This is a genomic window from Flavobacterium sp. 120 (assembly GCF_003633605.1).
In the GTDB taxonomy this organism is placed as follows: Bacteria; Bacteroidota; Bacteroidia; order Flavobacteriales; family Flavobacteriaceae; genus Flavobacterium; species Flavobacterium algoritolerans.
The window spans coordinates 2125831-2142894 of sequence record NZ_RBKZ01000001.1; the positions used below are offsets into that span (position 1 = coordinate 2125831).

8 protein-coding genes are annotated in these 17064 nt (G+C 34.1%); 2 read left to right on the forward strand and 6 right to left on the reverse strand.

Translation table 11 applies throughout. The annotated features are described in order from the left end of the window. Position 1: 1 nt before the first annotated feature. The 5 genes from C8C87_RS09135 to corA all read right to left on the reverse strand — a co-directional run bounded on the left by C8C87_RS09135 (position 2) and on the right by corA (position 10521). Complete coding sequence (locus tag C8C87_RS09135) at positions 2-3010, reverse strand: SusC/RagA family TonB-linked outer membrane protein (protein ID WP_121342382.1); 3009 nt, start codon at positions 3008-3010, stop codon at positions 2-4. Between the two features lie 242 nt (positions 3011-3252). Beyond that, positions 3253-6003, reverse strand: coding sequence for a histidine kinase (locus tag C8C87_RS09140; RefSeq protein WP_233550021.1), 2751 nt, complete (start codon positions 6001-6003; stop codon positions 3253-3255). Positions 6004-6101: 98 nt separating this feature from the next. After that, complete coding sequence (locus tag C8C87_RS09145; RefSeq protein WP_121342384.1) at positions 6102-7301, reverse strand: acetate/propionate family kinase; 1200 nt, start codon at positions 7299-7301, stop codon at positions 6102-6104. 1 nt (position 7302) lies between these two features. After that, on the reverse strand, positions 7303-9396 hold the full coding sequence (gene pta, locus C8C87_RS09150; RefSeq protein ID WP_121342385.1) for a phosphate acetyltransferase: 2094 nt from the start codon (positions 9394-9396) through the stop codon (positions 7303-7305). Between the two features lie 54 nt (positions 9397-9450). Further along, positions 9451-10521 carry a magnesium/cobalt transporter CorA gene (gene corA, locus C8C87_RS09155; protein ID WP_121342386.1) on the reverse strand — a complete coding sequence of 357 codons (1071 nt, stop codon included), beginning with the start codon at positions 10519-10521 and terminating at the stop codon, positions 9451-9453. Positions 10522-10865: 344 nt separating this feature from the next. Between corA and C8C87_RS09160 the strand changes: the two genes are divergently transcribed. Further along, on the forward strand, positions 10866-13439 hold the full coding sequence (locus C8C87_RS09160) for a zinc-dependent metalloprotease (protein WP_099715045.1): 2574 nt from the start codon (positions 10866-10868) through the stop codon (positions 13437-13439). Between the two features lie 303 nt (positions 13440-13742). Here the strand turns inward: C8C87_RS09160 and dnaK are convergent, their stop codons facing one another. After that, entirely contained in the window at positions 13743-15629 is a 1887-nt protein-coding gene (gene dnaK, locus C8C87_RS09165) for a molecular chaperone DnaK (RefSeq protein ID WP_099715044.1), read from the reverse strand. A 464-nt stretch (positions 15630-16093) separates the two neighbouring features. Between dnaK and C8C87_RS09170 the strand changes: the two genes are divergently transcribed. Beyond that, positions 16094-16960, forward strand: coding sequence for a DUF6602 domain-containing protein (locus C8C87_RS09170; protein ID WP_121342387.1), 867 nt, complete (start codon positions 16094-16096; stop codon positions 16958-16960). Positions 16961-17064 lie beyond the last annotated feature (104 nt).

A 17064-nucleotide genomic window follows, 5' to 3' on the forward strand; every position in this document is an offset into this window, starting at 1 on the left:
ATTAAAATTTTAAATTAGCACCAATAACAACTGATCTTAATGTTGGGTATGCATCCAACTCAATACCTTGTGTTCCATAAGGATCTCCATTACCATTTAGTTCCGGAGAGAAACCTGAGAATTTTTGAGTGATAAATGGATTTATAGCATTTACATATATTCTGCAAGAATTTAAAAATTCTCCTTTCAAAGGAATTTTATATCCTAAAGTAATATTGTTGATTCTAAAGAAATCCCCAGATTCTAAATAGTAAGTAGATGCTACAGGAACTTGGTTAAACGGACCAGGTTTTGAAGCAGTTGTATTGTTTACTGTCCAAAAATCTGTCGCTAATGAATCTTCAATATTTTCTCCTGTAAAACGTTGTGCTTTTTTACCATTGTAAACTTTAGCACCAGAAGTACCATATCCGTCCACGGAGAAATCAAAGTTTTTATAGTTTATTCCTAAAGTAACACCATACGTTGAATTTGGTAAAATAGAACCAACGTATTTTTTATCAGCATTCGCATCTAAAGCATCTTGAGTCACTTTGGCTCCTGTCGCAGTATAGTACAACATTTTCCCATTTGTAGCATCAAAACCAGCATACTCATACATATAGAAACTACCTAATGGTTTCCCAACAGAAGTATTATCTAATAATTTTGTCCATTGTCCATTTCCTAAATCTCCACCTGTAATTGGCGCAAGCGTAGCATCTTTCAAACCTGTCAATTCATTTTTGTTGTTAGAGAAATTCCCTCCAACCCAGTAACTTAAATTATCCGTTAGTTTATCGTCCCAACGCAAAGCAATCTCATATCCTTTATTAGACACTTCTCCAACATGTGCCGGTGAAGAATTACTTATACCGGAAGTTATGTATGGTCTTGTGTTTAAAATAACATTTGTTGTTGTTTTATCATACACATCAAACGATCCTTTCAATCTGTTGTTCAATAATTCAAAATCTAAACCTGCAGACGTTTCCTCGGTAATTTCCCATGACAAACTTGGATCTACTTGAGAATTGATAGTAGTACCTTCATTCAATATAGAACCTCCTAAATAATACGTAAGACCAGAACTATATGCTTGGTTGTTAAGAGGTACATTTTGGTTTCCTAATTTACCCCAGCCTCCTCTTAATTTCAATAAGTCTATTCCTTTTGCGTTAGCCATAAACTCTTCTTTGGTGATAACCCATCCTAAACCAAAGGCCGGAAAAGTTCCCCAACGATAATCTTTACCAAAATTTGATGAACCATCACGTCTGATTGTACCTGTAAATAAGTATCGGTCCATTAATTTGTATTGGAAACGACCAAAATAAGAAGCTATTTTATTTTCATTAAAAACCTCATCTTTATAATTAACAACCGTTCCTACATAATCAACACCTGCTAATGACCAGTAATTTGAATCTGCATTTACATTTTTTCTGGCAACAGTCAATTGTTCTCTGGCTCCTCTAACTGAAGTTTCGATACCTGCTGTTAATTCAATATCATGAATATCAGCAAAAACTTTATTGTAAGTCAGGTAATTAGATAGGTTCCAATTGAAATATTGATTTCTGCCTTTTGTCAATAAATTAACATTTTTATCCGCTGGATAAATAATACTGCTTAACTGCCCCGGATTATTGTTCGACTGCCAAATTGTTTTAGTGTCTTCGAAATTGTAATTTTTCCAAGAATAATATTCCCCGTTAAATTGTGACGTGAATTTTAATGATTTTAAAATATCATAATCTAATTTCAAACCACCTTGTAGCGTTATGCTTCTTTGCTCTTCATCAAAATAATCCAATTGTGCTACAGGATTTCCAACATTGTTAAAAGAAGAACCTGAAGTGCCAGCAAAACCGTCGGCCCCAACGTAAGAAACACCGTATTGTCCATTTGAAAAACGAACAGGAACAATTGGAGATTGTTTGTAAGCGTTAGTAAAAGCGCTTAATGGTTTTGGTGTTGAATTTGCTGAACCAAAACTGAAATTTTGATTTAAAGTCAGTTTTTTAGAAATTTTGAATTCGTTATTACTTCTAAAAGTAGTACGACTGTAATCCAATCCGTTAAGAATTGCTTTCTCTTGATAATTTCCTAAACTGAAGAAGTATTTAATATTCTCTGATGCTCCAGAAACTGAAACGTTATTCTGAGTATATGAACCTGTTCTGGTAATGGCATCAAACCAATCGGTATTAACAGGTTGATCCTGTGAAAAAGTTGTGGTTTGCAAAGCAGAATTCGAATAATGTGAGTACTTATTACTTCCTGCCATTTTTACTTTTTTCAAAGGCGCTCTAAAACCTGCAAAACTTTCAAATTCTACAGAAACCTTATCTCCTTTACCTTTTTTAGTCGTAATAATGATTACACCATTGGCAGCTCTGGTTCCATAAATTGCTAATGCAGATGCATCCTTCAAAATTTCGTACGAAGTAATATCATTCGTATTAACGTTATTGATATTCTCCGTAGGCATACCATCTACAATATATAAAGGAGTTCGTCCACCTAAAGCGGTACCCAAACCTCTAATAATTACTGAAGGAGTACTTCCTGGTAAGTCTGAAGAAATTACCTGAACACCCGCCGCTTTACCTTGTATGGCTTGCGAAGCATTCAATACTTTGGTTTTAGATATTTCCTCAGCTTTTAATGAAGTAATTGCCGTAGTATTATCAATTTTTTTTCTGGTTCCGTACCCAATGATAACCACTTCTTTTAATTCAGTGTCTTTGGATTCTTGCAATTGTATGCTCATGGGTGTAGCTGTTGCAGGAACTGATACAGCATCAAAACCTACCATGCTAATTTTTAATACCTCACCTACTTTGGCATTGATATTAAAATTACCGTCAAAATCGGTATCAGTTGAAGTTTTAGAATCAGCCGCAACTATCATGGCTCCAGGAATCCCAATTCCATCCTTATCTAATACTTTTCCCTTAATTACTTGTCCAGACATGTATGCCGGTAGTAAAATGAGTGCTAAAAAGCTAAAAATAATATTTCTCATATAATAATGATTTGTTAAAGTTAGTGGAGCCAAAGTAAATAATTACAACGTTATAGTAAGCAAAACGGCGATACTACACGAATACATCAAAACAGCAAAACAAGATCATAAATCTATGTATTACTGCCTATAAGAGCGGTTATGAGATACTACACTACATCTATATGATGTAGTAATGATGTGTTGCAATTCCGTAATAAATACACTGAAATAATATATTATCTATAAAAAATAAAGCTTATTTATACAGTTAATAAAAATTTAGAGAGATTTTCGTCCTGAACAAGGTTTAATTTCTTTCTTAAGCGGTAGCGATGAAGTTCTACACCTCTAAAAGAAATATTCATCATGGGTGCAATTTCCTTAGACGAAAGATTCATTTTTAAGTAAATACAGAGCTTAATATCCTTCGAAGTTAGGTTTGGATATTTTTTTGAAAGGTTAATTATAAATTCATTGTGAATTTGATTCAAATTTGTTTCAAACGTTTCCCATTCATGTTTGTTAACAGCATTGATTTTTATGGCTTTTTTGATTTCACTTTTTAGTTTATTAAAATCCATATCTGAATCCAGAATACTTTGAATATTCTCAATCATTTCACTTTGCTTCGCAATCGAAAGTGATTTTCCGGCAACCTCTGAAGACTTCGATTGCAATTCCAGTTCTAGAATATGTTTTTCATATTCTTGAATATTCAATTCGTTTTCGGCCTTTAATTCCATCTCCAGAATTTTCTTTTGATGTTTTAATTCTTCATCACGCAACTCCAGTTTCTGAATGTAACGCATTTTATTCCATTTGTAATACAGATACAATATACCACCAATCACTATCAGATATAATAAAATCATCCAAATAGAAAAATACCATGGTTTAGCCACAATAAATTGGAAGTTCGAAATTTTATCATAATTCAATCCGTCATGAAGGTAAACCGTAATCTCATTGGAACCGCTATTTAAATTATTCAAAACAATCAAACCTTCATTTACAGGAATAAATTCTTTGGTACCATTTATTTTATAAAATAAATTAGGTCTTGTTGCTCCAAAAACACCTGATATTACATGTATGCGAAGCTCAGAATTGTATGGAATCTTTGAGTTATTTTTAACCAAATCATCATTTACAAAGGCTTCAACACTTATATTTGATGCTTTCTTGTTCGCATATTTTAATTGCAACGAGATAAAACCATCATCCAGATTCAACAGGTAATTATCTTTGTTTTTGAAAACTTTTACATTGTCATTAATGATTTTTCCCTTGTAATATTTCTCTTGAATAATAGTGCGGATAAATTTATTGTCATGTGCATAAATATGATATAAAAGCCCTTCTTGCAGTATCAGAAAGTGATTTTCATCAATAGAAACGATGTTTGATACATTTTTAAAATTAGTATTAAACAATTCATTTTCTTCTAATTGATTGGTGATTGAATTATAGGTGTACCACGATTTATTGATTAAAAACAAGATTTCATTTCTGAACTCAAATATTTTCACTCCAAAATCATTGCTTATTTTGCTGTGCTGGGTGACATTTTTAATATCAGTTGTTTCGTATGCATCGTTATACAGAATTCGATACAAACCTCGATTGTTATCGGCTGCCCATATTTCATTTTTTCGGTTTTGCGCAACATATTTGATAGGTTTCAATATTCCTTTTATAACTATCTTTTGATTCAAATCATTACTGTCATTATAAATGATTACACCGCTGTATGTTGCTTGCAAATAGGAATTATTAATGCTGCTTTTGACTAAATTCCAACCTCCGTTTATAGTACTTAATTTAGAAAACAATCCATTCTCGTATATAAAAGTGCCTTCGTTATGACCTATGAGGTATTTATTATTTATTTTACTGATGTTCCAAGCTTGCCCTTGCGTATTAGGAATTAACGAAAGCACTTTGTCTTCATATTTAAAAACACCATGATTAGAAGCCATCAAATAGCCTTTTGGAGTACTTGCCACGGAATAAACGGAGCCTAAAATCCCTGAATTATCATAAAAAATAGAAATAGGAGAATTAACCTCGATATGAGCAATTCCATTGTCTAACCCCAACCACAAATCATTTTCTTTGTCCAGGCCAATACTCAAAATAGAATTGTTCATCAACACATTATTTCGATTGATGTTTTTATACGAACCAGAATTCAAATCAAAAATATAAACCCCTTTATTAGCCGTTCCTATGATTAATTTATTGTTTTTAATGAATTTGGCAACGTTGATATTTGCTGCTTTCAAAATATCATTTAATGCACTTTTCCAAGTGCTGAGAATACCATTCTCTTCCACGTAAATTCCGTTTTTTTTAGTAAAAAAATACGTTTTGTTTTGGTGTTTTTCAATAGCATGGATGACGTTGTTCTCTAAAACGGACCATCCTTCTATCTTTTCAAACTTGGAATTCTTCATTTTATAAATTCCTTTTTCCACCGAAGCAACCAATAGTTCATTACCAACCGGAAAGCAATAGGAAACCAGAAAATCAAATTTACTTTCTTTAATTACTTTTCCGTCAAACTGGAAAAGCCCATTAAAAGACTGAAAGTAGATTTTATTATTGAATTTAAATATCTTCCAAATTTCTTCATTATCACTGTCGTCAAAAACTTTAGTTTTATTGGAATTAGAAATAGAAACGTAATGCATCTTTCCTTCTTTTCGGAACCAATACCCAAATTCTTTATAAGAACCGGTATAAATGCGGTCACCATCAACCATTACGGAGCGAATAATTGTTTTGTTTGGCAAGCTATTTTTCTCCCACTTTACGCCGTCATACCGCAATAAATAATAATTATTGGCAAAATACATGGCGTTATCATTTCCTTGCGCAACACTCCAAATCTGATTATCACCTTGATAATTTGATTTGCTGTAATTCTCTACAAAAGGGAGTAATTCCTGTGAATAAAGTTGGAATGAGATAAAATAGAGTAGGATTATTGATGTAATTCTTGCTTTCAAAATGTGGTATTTTATATCCAAATATAATTAGATTTATCAAATAAAAGGCATAAAAAAAGCCTCTGTTTACAGAAGCTTTTTTTGAGTTGGTTATTTTCTTAATTCGTCAGTAATTCAAATACCTGATTGGCAATTTCAATTTCTTCATTGGTAGGAATGACTAATATTTTAGTCTTTGAATCTGGTGTGTTTATTTCTCTAATTTCTTTCGAACGAATTTCATTTTTGGATGCATCCAATGCTATTCCGAAATAATCCATATCCGTACACACTAATTTACGGATGTACGAAGAATTCTCCCCAATTCCAGCCGTAAAAATAATGGCATCGAGCCCATTTAAAACAGCCGTATACGAACCAATATATTTCTTTATTCGATACGCATTCATCGCTAAAGCCAATTGACAATCTTCATTTCCATTCTCCGCATTCGCTTCTATGTCCCTCAAATCGCTGTAACCGGTAAGCCCCAGCATTCCGCTTTGTTTTTGCAACATCGTATTCACCGCTTCAAGCGAATAACCCAACGAATTTACCAGATAAAAAATCACAGATTGATCCACATCTCCGCTTCGGGTTCCCATAATTAATCCGTTCATTGGACCAAAACCCAACGTATGATCAATACTTTTTCCGTCTTTTACAGCGGTCATACTGCAACCGTTTCCTAAATGTATCGTGATAATTTTAGAACCTATATTCTGAGAATTTTGCTTCAAATAATGAATCGCATTTTCCGAAACGTATTTGTGACTCGTTCCATGAAAACCGTAAACGCGTATTTTATTTTCCGTCAAAAGGTAATTTGGTACCGCATATTTGTGCGCTACAACAGGAATCGTTTGATGGAATGCCGTGTCAAAAACAGCCACTTGTTGTGCTAAATTAAAAATTTCTTCGGCAACATTTATTCCTTCTAAATTTGCAGGATTGTGCAAAGGTGCTAAATCAAAAAGCTGTCTGATTTTATCTTTTACTTCATTGGTAATAACTACCGTATTCGAAAAAGCGCTTCCTCCATGCACCACACGATGCCCAACAGCTTCTATTTCATCCGTACTTTTAATCACCCCTACTTTTTCATCCATCAGTAATTTGGCAATTTTTTCTAAACCAATTTTATGGTTTGCAATAGGCAACGTTTCTTCTAATTTAGTCGTATCCGTTACATATGTTAGATTCGAAGTTTCGAGTCCTATTCTGTCAATCATCCCCGAACAAATAACTTCATTTGCCGGCATGTTAATCAATTGGTATTTTATGGAGGAACTTCCTGAGTTTATAATTACTATTTTCATTTTATAATCCTTGTGCTTGAATCGCCGTAATCACGACTGTATTTATAATATCATCTACCGTACAACCACGGCTTAAATCATTAACCGGTTTGTTCAACCCTTGTAACATCGGACCAATTGCCAGTGCGCCTGTTTCTCTTTGAACCGCTTTATAGGTATTATTTCCTGTATTCAAATCCGGAAAAATTAGAACGCTGGCTTGCCCCGCCACTTCTGAATTTGGCATTTTACTTTTTCCAACAGCCATATCAACGGCTGCATCGTATTGAATAGGCCCTTCAATTTTTAAATCGGGACGTTTTCTTCTCACTATTTCAGTTGCCGCTCTTACCTTATCGACTTCATCTCCTTTTCCGGATGAACCTGATGAATACGAAAGCATGGCAATTTTTGGTTCAATACCAAAAGCCAAACTGGAATCAGCAGAGGAAATGGCAATTTCTGCTAATTGTTCCGCAGTAGGATTTGGATTAATGGCACAATCTCCAAAAACAGAAACTCTGTCCTCTAAACACATGAAGAATATCGAAGAAACCACAGAGGAATTGGGTTTAGTTTTAATGAACTGTAACGCAGGCAAAATAGTATGTTGTGTGGTATGTGCCGCTCCGGAAACCATTCCGTCCGCGTGCCCTTTATACACCATCATCGTTCCAAAATACGAGACATCTTCCATTAAATCCTTAGCCATTCCTATGGTTACATTTTTTGCTTTTCGCAACTCATAATAGGTATTTACATAATCATCATAATGCTCTGATTCTATCGGATTAATGATTTTTATTTTAGAAAAATCGAAAGGAAGTCCCAACTCCGCCACTTTATTTTCAATTTGTTTTTTGTTGCCAATAATCGAAATATCAACCACATCCATCGTCAATAATTGTGAGGCTGCAATAATGATTCGTTCGTCATTTCCTTCCGGTAAAACAATGTGTTTTCTATGTTGTCTGGCTCTTTTTACTAAATTATATTGAAACATTTTTGGTGTCATTCCTTCCGCTTCAAAAGTGATTAGCTTTTCAGCCAAGTTGTCTAAGTCGACATATTTTTCGAAAGTAGTAATAGAAATTTCAATCTTCTGCTTGTTGTTTGCATAAATTTTGGATTTAATAGAACCTATTTTATTGGTAATATAATACGTTCCTTCTTCCACCGCAATAATTGGAACAATGGTAGAAAGTCCTTCTATCAATTTCAAAATACTGATTTCAGGCAAAATATTTCCTGTCAAAACAATTCCGGAAATGGTTGGATAATTTACGGATTCATTGGCCTGTAAAGCGCCAAGAATAATGTCTGCTCGGTCTCCGGGCGTTATCACCAGACTATTCTCTTTTAAATGCAACAAATAATTGCACAATTGCATGGCGCCTACACTAAAATTTCCGGTTTGATTGTTCAAGTGTGCCGAGCCAAATAAAACTTTGGCATCCAACTCATTTACAATTTCCTGTACGGTTGGATTATTCAATTTATGAATCAAAGGAATAGAATTCACTAATATACTTTCGGGCAAGCTTTTCTTTAGACCGTTAGTTACCAATTCAATATTTTCAGGCTGCACTTTATTGGCGATTACAGCCAAAACTTCGACATCTTTAACTTTGAATGAATCATAAGCTAAGTAAAGACTATCAATTAATTCCTCTAATGTTTTTCCCACTCCGGAACCCACGATAATTGTTGGAATACCAAGATTTTTAGCAATCAGAACATTCATATCTAATTCGATGACAGTTCCTTCCCCTGTAAAACTGGTTCCTTCAACCAAGACAAAATCGAAACGTTCTTCTAATTTCTTGTATTTTTCAATAATCAAATCGAGAACCTCTCCTATTTTCCCCTTGTTCTTCTTTTTGATTAATTTACTTTTTGTAATGACATACGCATCTTCAAATTCAATATCCATCCCAAAATGACCAATCACGGTTTCAATGTGATTATCAAATCCTCCTTCTTCAAAATCTTCCACTATGGGTCTAAAATAACCTACTTTGGCCATCTTACCAATAAGCATACTCATCAATCCCAACGTAATAATCGATTTCCCACTATTTTGTTCGCTTGTTGCAATATATATGGCCTTGTTCATTTTTTTATTTTTTAATTTAATTCCAAATGAATTGGATGTAATCCTTTTTTATTCCTAAAACCAACGGCGTTTTTTAAAATAAATAATCATTCCAACCACTATTAAAGACATAGCGCCCATAACGGTATGATAGCCATAATGACGTTTCAGTTCTGGCATATATTCAAAATTCATCCCGTAAACCCCCACAATAAAAGTCAGCGGAATAAATATAGCCGATACAATCGTCAGGGTTTTCATAATCTCATTCATCTTATGCGTTTGTGCGGAGAAAAAGAAATTAGACGCACTTTCCAAAGAACTCATATCAGATTCAATTTGTTCCAAAAGCTCTAAACTCTTTTGATGCAATCGAGCAAAAAAGCTAAAAGTATCTGCTTCCATAACATTAAATATGTTATCGTCTTTTATGCTTTTTATATCATACAAAGAATCCCTAAGCGGAATGATAGAACGTTTTAAAAAATTTAAATTATCTCTGTGTTTCTCTATTTTTTCTAAAATTATGGGATCCACACTTTCCTTGGTCAGATTGATCAATTCCTCTATTTTATCTTCCTCGCTTTCTAAAGTGATGTAGAAATTTTCCATGATGGCATCCAGAAGGATGTACAATAAGTAATCCGCTTTCTTAGTTCTTACAATTCCCGAATGGGTTCTAATGCGTTCTCGAATGTGGGTGAAAAAGTCACTTCGCTTTTCCTGAAAAGAAATTAGAATCCCGTCTTTTAACAAAAAGCTAATTTGTTCGACACTTATGTTATCCGAGTGTTCCGCTGGTAACAATGATTTTATGTTGAAAAATAAATAATCATGAGACTCTTCCAGTTTTGTTCTTCGGGTGGTATTTAAAATATCAGCCAACATGAAATTATCGATTTTAAAATAATTTCCAATCGATTTTAGCCACTCCACATTATTTAAACCGTGAATATTAATCCAGTTTGTTTTTTGTCCCTCAATATATTTATCTAAATCCGAAACCTTAAAATCCTCATACTCGGTAAGATCCAAATCATCATAAACAAACAACTGCAGCTCTGATTCCTTACTTTTATGAATACCAGTATATTCTAAATTATAAGGTTGTGTTTTCTTTCCTCTCTTGTACTTAATTTTTCTCATTCCAGCTGATTTAAGTAGTAATATTACAAAAAACTTTTACAAAAAAATCGTTTTTTGGCACTTTTGACATTCCTAAAAATGAAAAAAACAGGTTTAATTTAATATTTAAAAAAGCAAAGATACCTCGAAATAATAATTCCTTACATGAGAAAAATCATGTTATGACATGGAAAAAGCAATTAATAAACGATTGTTAATTATTGTTAATTATTTAAAATCGCACCTCAAAATGGTCTTTTTATAAAAAATATATCAATAAATTTGAACTTTAGTCGTAACAAAACACAATAAAATACGACTTATAGACCATAACCAATTATAAACTTTATTAATACATTAACTAAATGGTGAAAAAAAAACTAACCCTAATTATTACATGTCTGTTATTTTGTTTTGCGCAAGGCACATTTGCACAAAGTAAAAAAAAGAAAAGAGCAGACAAAAATGCCCCTGCTAAAGTAGAAGCAAAAGCACCCGAATCTAAAGACGGTAAGAAAGAACCTAAACCGTACAAAAAAGTTATTGACTCAACCGCAGTAACACAAAAAGGATTAATTGACATTCATAAAATTAATGACAAATATCTTTTTGAAATTCCAGACTCCCTTTTAGGAAGTGAAATAATGACAATTACCAGATATTCTAAAACTCCAGCCGGAGGAGGAATTTTTGGAGGAGAAGAAATCAACAGACAAGTCGTTCGTTGGGAAAAAGGGCTGAACAACAACATCCTTCTTAGATCAGTTACTTACGTTATCATGTCTCCGGACGGTGACAAACCAATGGCTCAAGCGGTTAAGAATTCAACTTCGGATCCAATTATTGGAAACTATGATATCTTGGCATTCAAAAAAGATTCAACCGGTAAAAATAATGCTGGATATGTGATCGATTTAACGAGCACTTTCGATGGTGATATTCAGACTTTTTCATTAGATCCAATTAAAAAACAATTGTTAAACATTGTAGCTTTTCAAAAGGATAAATCATTCATCTCAAAAATAAGCAGTTATCCAATAAATACTGAGATTAGAACTGTAAAAACATTTACAACTACTCCACCGCGTATTTCAATTACTCCAACACCACAAATTGGAGTTAATTTACCTTCTGCTTTAGATGCAGGAGTAGTAACTGTAGAGATGAATACTTCGATGATTTTATTGCCAAAAACACCTATGCGCAAAAGAGAATTTGACGCACGTGTAGGATATTTTGCAAACGAATACGGAGTTTTTGAAGAAGAATCTCAAAAATCAGACACTAAAACTTTTGCTGTAAGATGGCGCTTAGAGCCAAAATCTGCCGAAGATGCTGCAAAGCAAAAAAAAGGGGAATTAATTGAGCCACTAAAACCAATTGTATACTACATTGATCCAGCTACACCTGACAAATGGAAAAAATTCATTAAACAAGGTATTGATGATTGGCAAGTAGCATTTGAAGCTGCAGGATGGAAAAATGCTATTCGTGGCGAATATTGGCCAGAAAATGATCCTACAATGAGTTTGGAAGATGCCCGTTTTTCAGTATTGAGATATTTTGCTGCTGAAATTCAAAATGCATACGGACCAAATGTACATGATCCTAGAAGCGGTGAAATTTTGGAAAGCCACATTGGTTGGTACCATAATATCATGAGTCTTTTAAGAAACTGGTACTTGATTCAAACTGCGGCTGTAGATCCTGCAGCAAGAACAAAAAAGTTTGATGATAAATTAATGGGAGAATTAATCCGTTTCGTTTCTTCTCATGAAGTAGGACACACTTTAGGATTACGTCATAACATGGGAGCAAGCTCTGCCACTCCGGTTGAAAAACTAAGAGATAAAGCGTACCAAGATAAAAACGGACATACTTCTTCTATCATGGATTATGCACGTTTTAATTATGTGGCACAACCAGAAGATGGTGTTACTGCCTTATTCCCTAGAATTGGAGATTATGACAAATGGGCTATTAAATGGGGGTATTCTTATTTTGACGGAGCTAAAACTGAAACTGAGGAAAAAGCGAAGTTGAATGAAATGACTAAGGAAGCTTACAAAAATAACCGTTTATGGTTTGGTACTGAAAGCAGTCCTTATGACCCAAGATACCAAACAGAGGATATTGGAGATAATGCAATGAGAGCTTCTGAGTACGGAATCAAAAACCTAAAAAGAATTTTGCCTAATTTATTAGAGTGGACTAAAGAAAACGGGGAAAGCTATGCTGAACTAGACGAACTTTACGGTGCACTTACTGGACAATTCAGAAGATATATGGGCCATGTTACTAAAAACGTAGGTGGAATCTATGATTCTCCAAAAACGTATGACATGACAGGAAATCAATTTGAAGTAGTTCCAAGAGCTATCCAAAAAGATGCTGTATTATTCTTGAACACTCAATTGTTCACCACACCAAAATGGTTATTGGATCAAAACATCCTTTCGAAAATAAACCCAGAAAGCGGTGTTGAAGCAATCAAAGGAATGCAAGATGCTACCTTATCAAGTTTATTGGCTGGAGATAGAATTGTTCGCCTTATAGAAACTTCTTCTATGAGTAAAAACAACTATACCGCTGATGAATTAGTAAGCGACTTAAAAAATGGAATCTTCTCTGAATTGAAAGGAAGCGGTTCCATTGATGTGTATCGCAGAAACATTCAAAAATTGTATGTTGACAAAATGATCGAATTACTTAAACCAGGTACAGCCATGGTTAGATCAGTTCCTGTAGGTGTTACTTACGGTTTCACGACAAGAAGAGTAAATCTTGCTCAAACTGATTTACCTTCTATTGCAAGAGGTCAATTGAATAGTTTGAAAAACGAGATGAAGTTAGCCTCATCAAGAATGACTGATCGAATGAGTAGATATCACTTACAAGATTTAATTTCTAGAATAGGACAAGCTTTAGATCCTAAATAATGAATTAAAAAAGGGAAAATGTTCAACAACATTTTCCCTTTTTTTTATGCTGTATTTGGTGTTATTATACTGTAGAGACGCATTGTATAAATGCACATTGAAAAATACACACGGTAGAGACGCACTGCAGTGCGTCTCTACAATGCGTCTCTACATAAATAATAATAGAATAATAAAACCCGACCCGTTTCTAAAACAGGTCGGGTTTTTTATTTAACCCATAAAAAAAACCGTTCACCAATGGCGAACGGTTTTCTAAATCAATAGTAGAGATGCACCGCAGTACATCTCTACGGGAAATTATTATTTTACTTCTTCGAATTCAACGTCTTCAACATTGTCTCCTTGAGCAGCATCCCCTTGAGGTTGTGCTTCACCTTGACCTTGTTCTCCTTGAGCATACATCGCTTCAGTTGCTTTTTTCCAAGCAGCGTTGATGTTGTCAAGAGCAGTTTGAATTGCAGGAATGTCTTGAGATTGGTGTGCCATTCTCAATTCAGTTAATGCATATTCTACAGCAACTTTGTTTTCATCAGATAATTTAGAACCTAATTCTTTCAATTGAGTTTCAGTTTGGAAGATCATTCCGTCAGCTTCGTTCAATTTTTCTGCTCTTTCTCTTAAAAGTTTGTCAGAATCAGCATTAGCTTCTGCATCTTTTTTCATTCTTTCGATTTCTTCAGCTGTTAATCCAGAAGAAGCTTCGATACGAATATCGTGAGATTTTCCAGTTCCTTTGTCAGTTGCAGAAACTTTGATGATACCATTAGCATCAATATCAAAAGTTACTTCAATTTGTGGAACACCTCTTGGAGCTGGTGGAATACCATCTAAATGGAAACGACCGATAGTTTTGTTGTCAACTGCCATAGCTCTGTCTCCTTGTAAAACGTGGATTTCAACTGTTGGTTGAGAATCTGCAGCTGTAGAGAAAACTTGAGATTTTTTAGTTGGAATAGTTGTGTTAGACTCAATTAATTTAGTCAAAACACCACCCATAGTTTCAATACCTAAAGATAAAGGTGTAACGTCAAGTAACAATACATCTTTTACATCTCCAGAAAGAACTCCACCTTGAATAGCTGCTCCAATTGCAACAACCTCATCAGGGTTAACTCCTTTAGAAGCTTTTTTACCAAAGAATTTTTCAACTTCTTCAGCAATTCTTGGCATACGAGTAGAACCACCTACTAAGATAACTTCGTCAATATCAGAAACAGATAAACCTGCATCTTTCAACGCTTTAGCAACTGGTGCCATAGAACGTTTTACTAAAGCGTCAGTTAATTTTTCAAATTGAGCTCTAGTTAATTTTTTAACTAAGTGTTTTGGTCCTGAAGCCGTAGCAGTTACGTATGGCAAGTTGATTTCAGTTTCAGCAGAAGAAGACAATTCAATTTTTGCTTTCTCAGCAGCTTCTTTCAAACGTTGCAATGACATTGGATCAAGACGTAAGTCAATACCTTCTTCAGCTTTAAATTCGTCAGCTAACCAGTCAATAATTTCGTGGTCAAAATCATCTCCACCTAAGTGAGTATCTCCGTTAGTAGACAATACTTCGAAAACTCCGTCTCCTAATTCAAGAACAGAAATATCAAATGTACCTCCACCTAAATCGTAAACAGCAATTTTTTGATCTTTACCTTTTTTATCTAAACCGTAAGCAAGTGCAGCTGCAGTTGGTTCGTTGATAATACGCATTACTTTAAGACCTGCAATTTCACCCGCTTCTTTTGTAGCTTGACGTTGTGCATCATTAAAGTAAGCTGGAACAGTGATAACTGCTTCAGTAACAGTTTGACCTAAATAGTCTTCAGCTGTTTTTTTCATTTTTTGAAGTGTCATAGCTGACAATTCTTGAGCAGTGTATAAACGACCATCAATATCCACACGTGGCGTATTGTTGTCCCCTTTTACTACTGAATAAGAAACTCTTTTTGCTTCAGCTGTAATTTCTGAAAAAGAGTGACCCATAAAACGTTTGATAGAAGCAATAGTCTTAGTTGGATTAGTTACCGCTTGTCTTTTAGCAGGATCTCCTACTTTAATTTCTCCACCTTCAACAAAAGCGATGATAGATGGTGTTGTTCTTTTTCCTTCTGCATTAGGAATAACAACTGCTTCATTACCTTCCATTACAGAAACACAAGAGTTGGTCGTACCTAAATCAATTCCGATTATTTTACCCATTTTTAATATATTTAATTTTATTGTATACTTGTTTTAATGACTCGAAGTCGATAAGTCAATCTTTGTGCCAATACAAAACCAACTATTAAATTGTCAGTTTATGTTAAAATTGGCGTAAAAAAATCTGACAAGATGACATTTCAGAGGGTTTGTCATTCTGGCGGAAGTCGGAATCTGGAGCTACCTCCCGCTATTCGCTGTATCTTTATGATCTTAAAGAAAGAACATAAAGGATGCCGCTACTATCGGGGCTAGGAAATCTGATTCCTAACTTCAATTGTTTCTATTCGATTACTTTACCAATTTCAATACCATTAATTCGTAATAAATAAACTACATTAGCAGAACGATAAAATGCTATTTGTAGCGCAAAGCAACCTGATTTTGGGTGGATATGCGCTAGTTTGTAGCGGGTATATACAAGTTATGTGCAAGGCTAACCGTAATTCAACAAACTTTTCGTTATGAAGAAAGAACTTAAATTCCATGAAATAATTAATAATATTATTTCAGAAATAAACGAAGCAAAACGTAAAGCAACATCAATACATGGAGCTGGAAATATTAAGTCATCAGGTGATGAAGTGGAAAGTTTAATTAGAGAAAAGATTAGCCTTTTTCTTCCTGAGAGATACTTAGTTAAGCAAGGTCACATTGTGAATTCAGAAGGAAAAGTAAGCAACCAATTTGACATTATCATTTTCGACCGATTAAGTACTCCAAAATTTTTCGAATCTAAAAACGATACAGTTTTTTATCCAATTGAATCTGTGTTAGCAGTTGGTGAAATTAAAAAAACACTCCGAAAGAATGACATGGTCGATTTTGGGAAAAAGATAAAATACCTGAAAGTTGATATGGACAGGCATCTGGTAGAGAATACTGCATTTGGAGGAATTAAAGGCAAGACTTCTTTCCTTGATCTTATGGCAATGAAAAATAATAGGAAATACAAGAATCCTTTATTTTCATTCATTTTTGCGATTGATGAGGATAGAATTGAAAACTTAGCTATTGATGATGAGAATCTTTATATGCCAAATGATATCTATGTATTAAATTGGGGTTTTTACCTGTACGCAAAAATTGAAGATGGTAGAATTGTTACTCAAATTGAAGATGAGGACTCTCCACTTACCTCATTAATAGAAGTAAAAAAACCTGGGGTCGTTTGTTTGGCCACGATGTTTAATCAACTCATAACTCATTTAAATAAGTGTCATATTGAGCCTTTCAGCTTATCTAAGTATATGACCGACAGAGATATTTACGCTATTAAAAGTGATGAACTAAAAGCGTATAATGTCGTCCCGCAGAAGCCCAGCACCTAACAGCTACTACAACGGATTTGGGCATTTGGCTTAATGGAAAGTTGGTTTTGTACTTGGAAAATTAGATATACACCGAAAATAAATCTTAATTTAATCCCCTATCT

Coding starts and splice junctions, on each gene's coding strand:
- C8C87_RS09135 (WP_121342382.1), bottom strand. CDS start 3,010: ATGAGAAATATTATTTTTAGCTTTTTAGCACTCATTTTACTACCGGCA.
- C8C87_RS09145 (WP_121342384.1), bottom strand. CDS start 7,301: ATGAAAATAGTAATTATAAACTCAGGAAGTTCCTCCATAAAATACCAA.
- pta (WP_121342385.1), bottom strand. CDS start 9,396: ATGAACAAGGCCATATATATTGCAACAAGCGAACAAAATAGTGGGAAA.
- corA (WP_121342386.1), bottom strand. CDS start 10,521: ATGAGAAAAATTAAGTACAAGAGAGGAAAGAAAACACAACCTTATAAT.
- C8C87_RS09160 (WP_099715045.1), top strand. CDS start 10,866: ATGGTGAAAAAAAAACTAACCCTAATTATTACATGTCTGTTATTTTGT.
- dnaK (WP_099715044.1), bottom strand. CDS start 15,629: ATGGGTAAAATAATCGGAATTGATTTAGGTACGACCAACTCTTGTGTT.
- C8C87_RS09170 (WP_121342387.1), top strand. CDS start 16,094: ATGAAGAAAGAACTTAAATTCCATGAAATAATTAATAATATTATTTCA.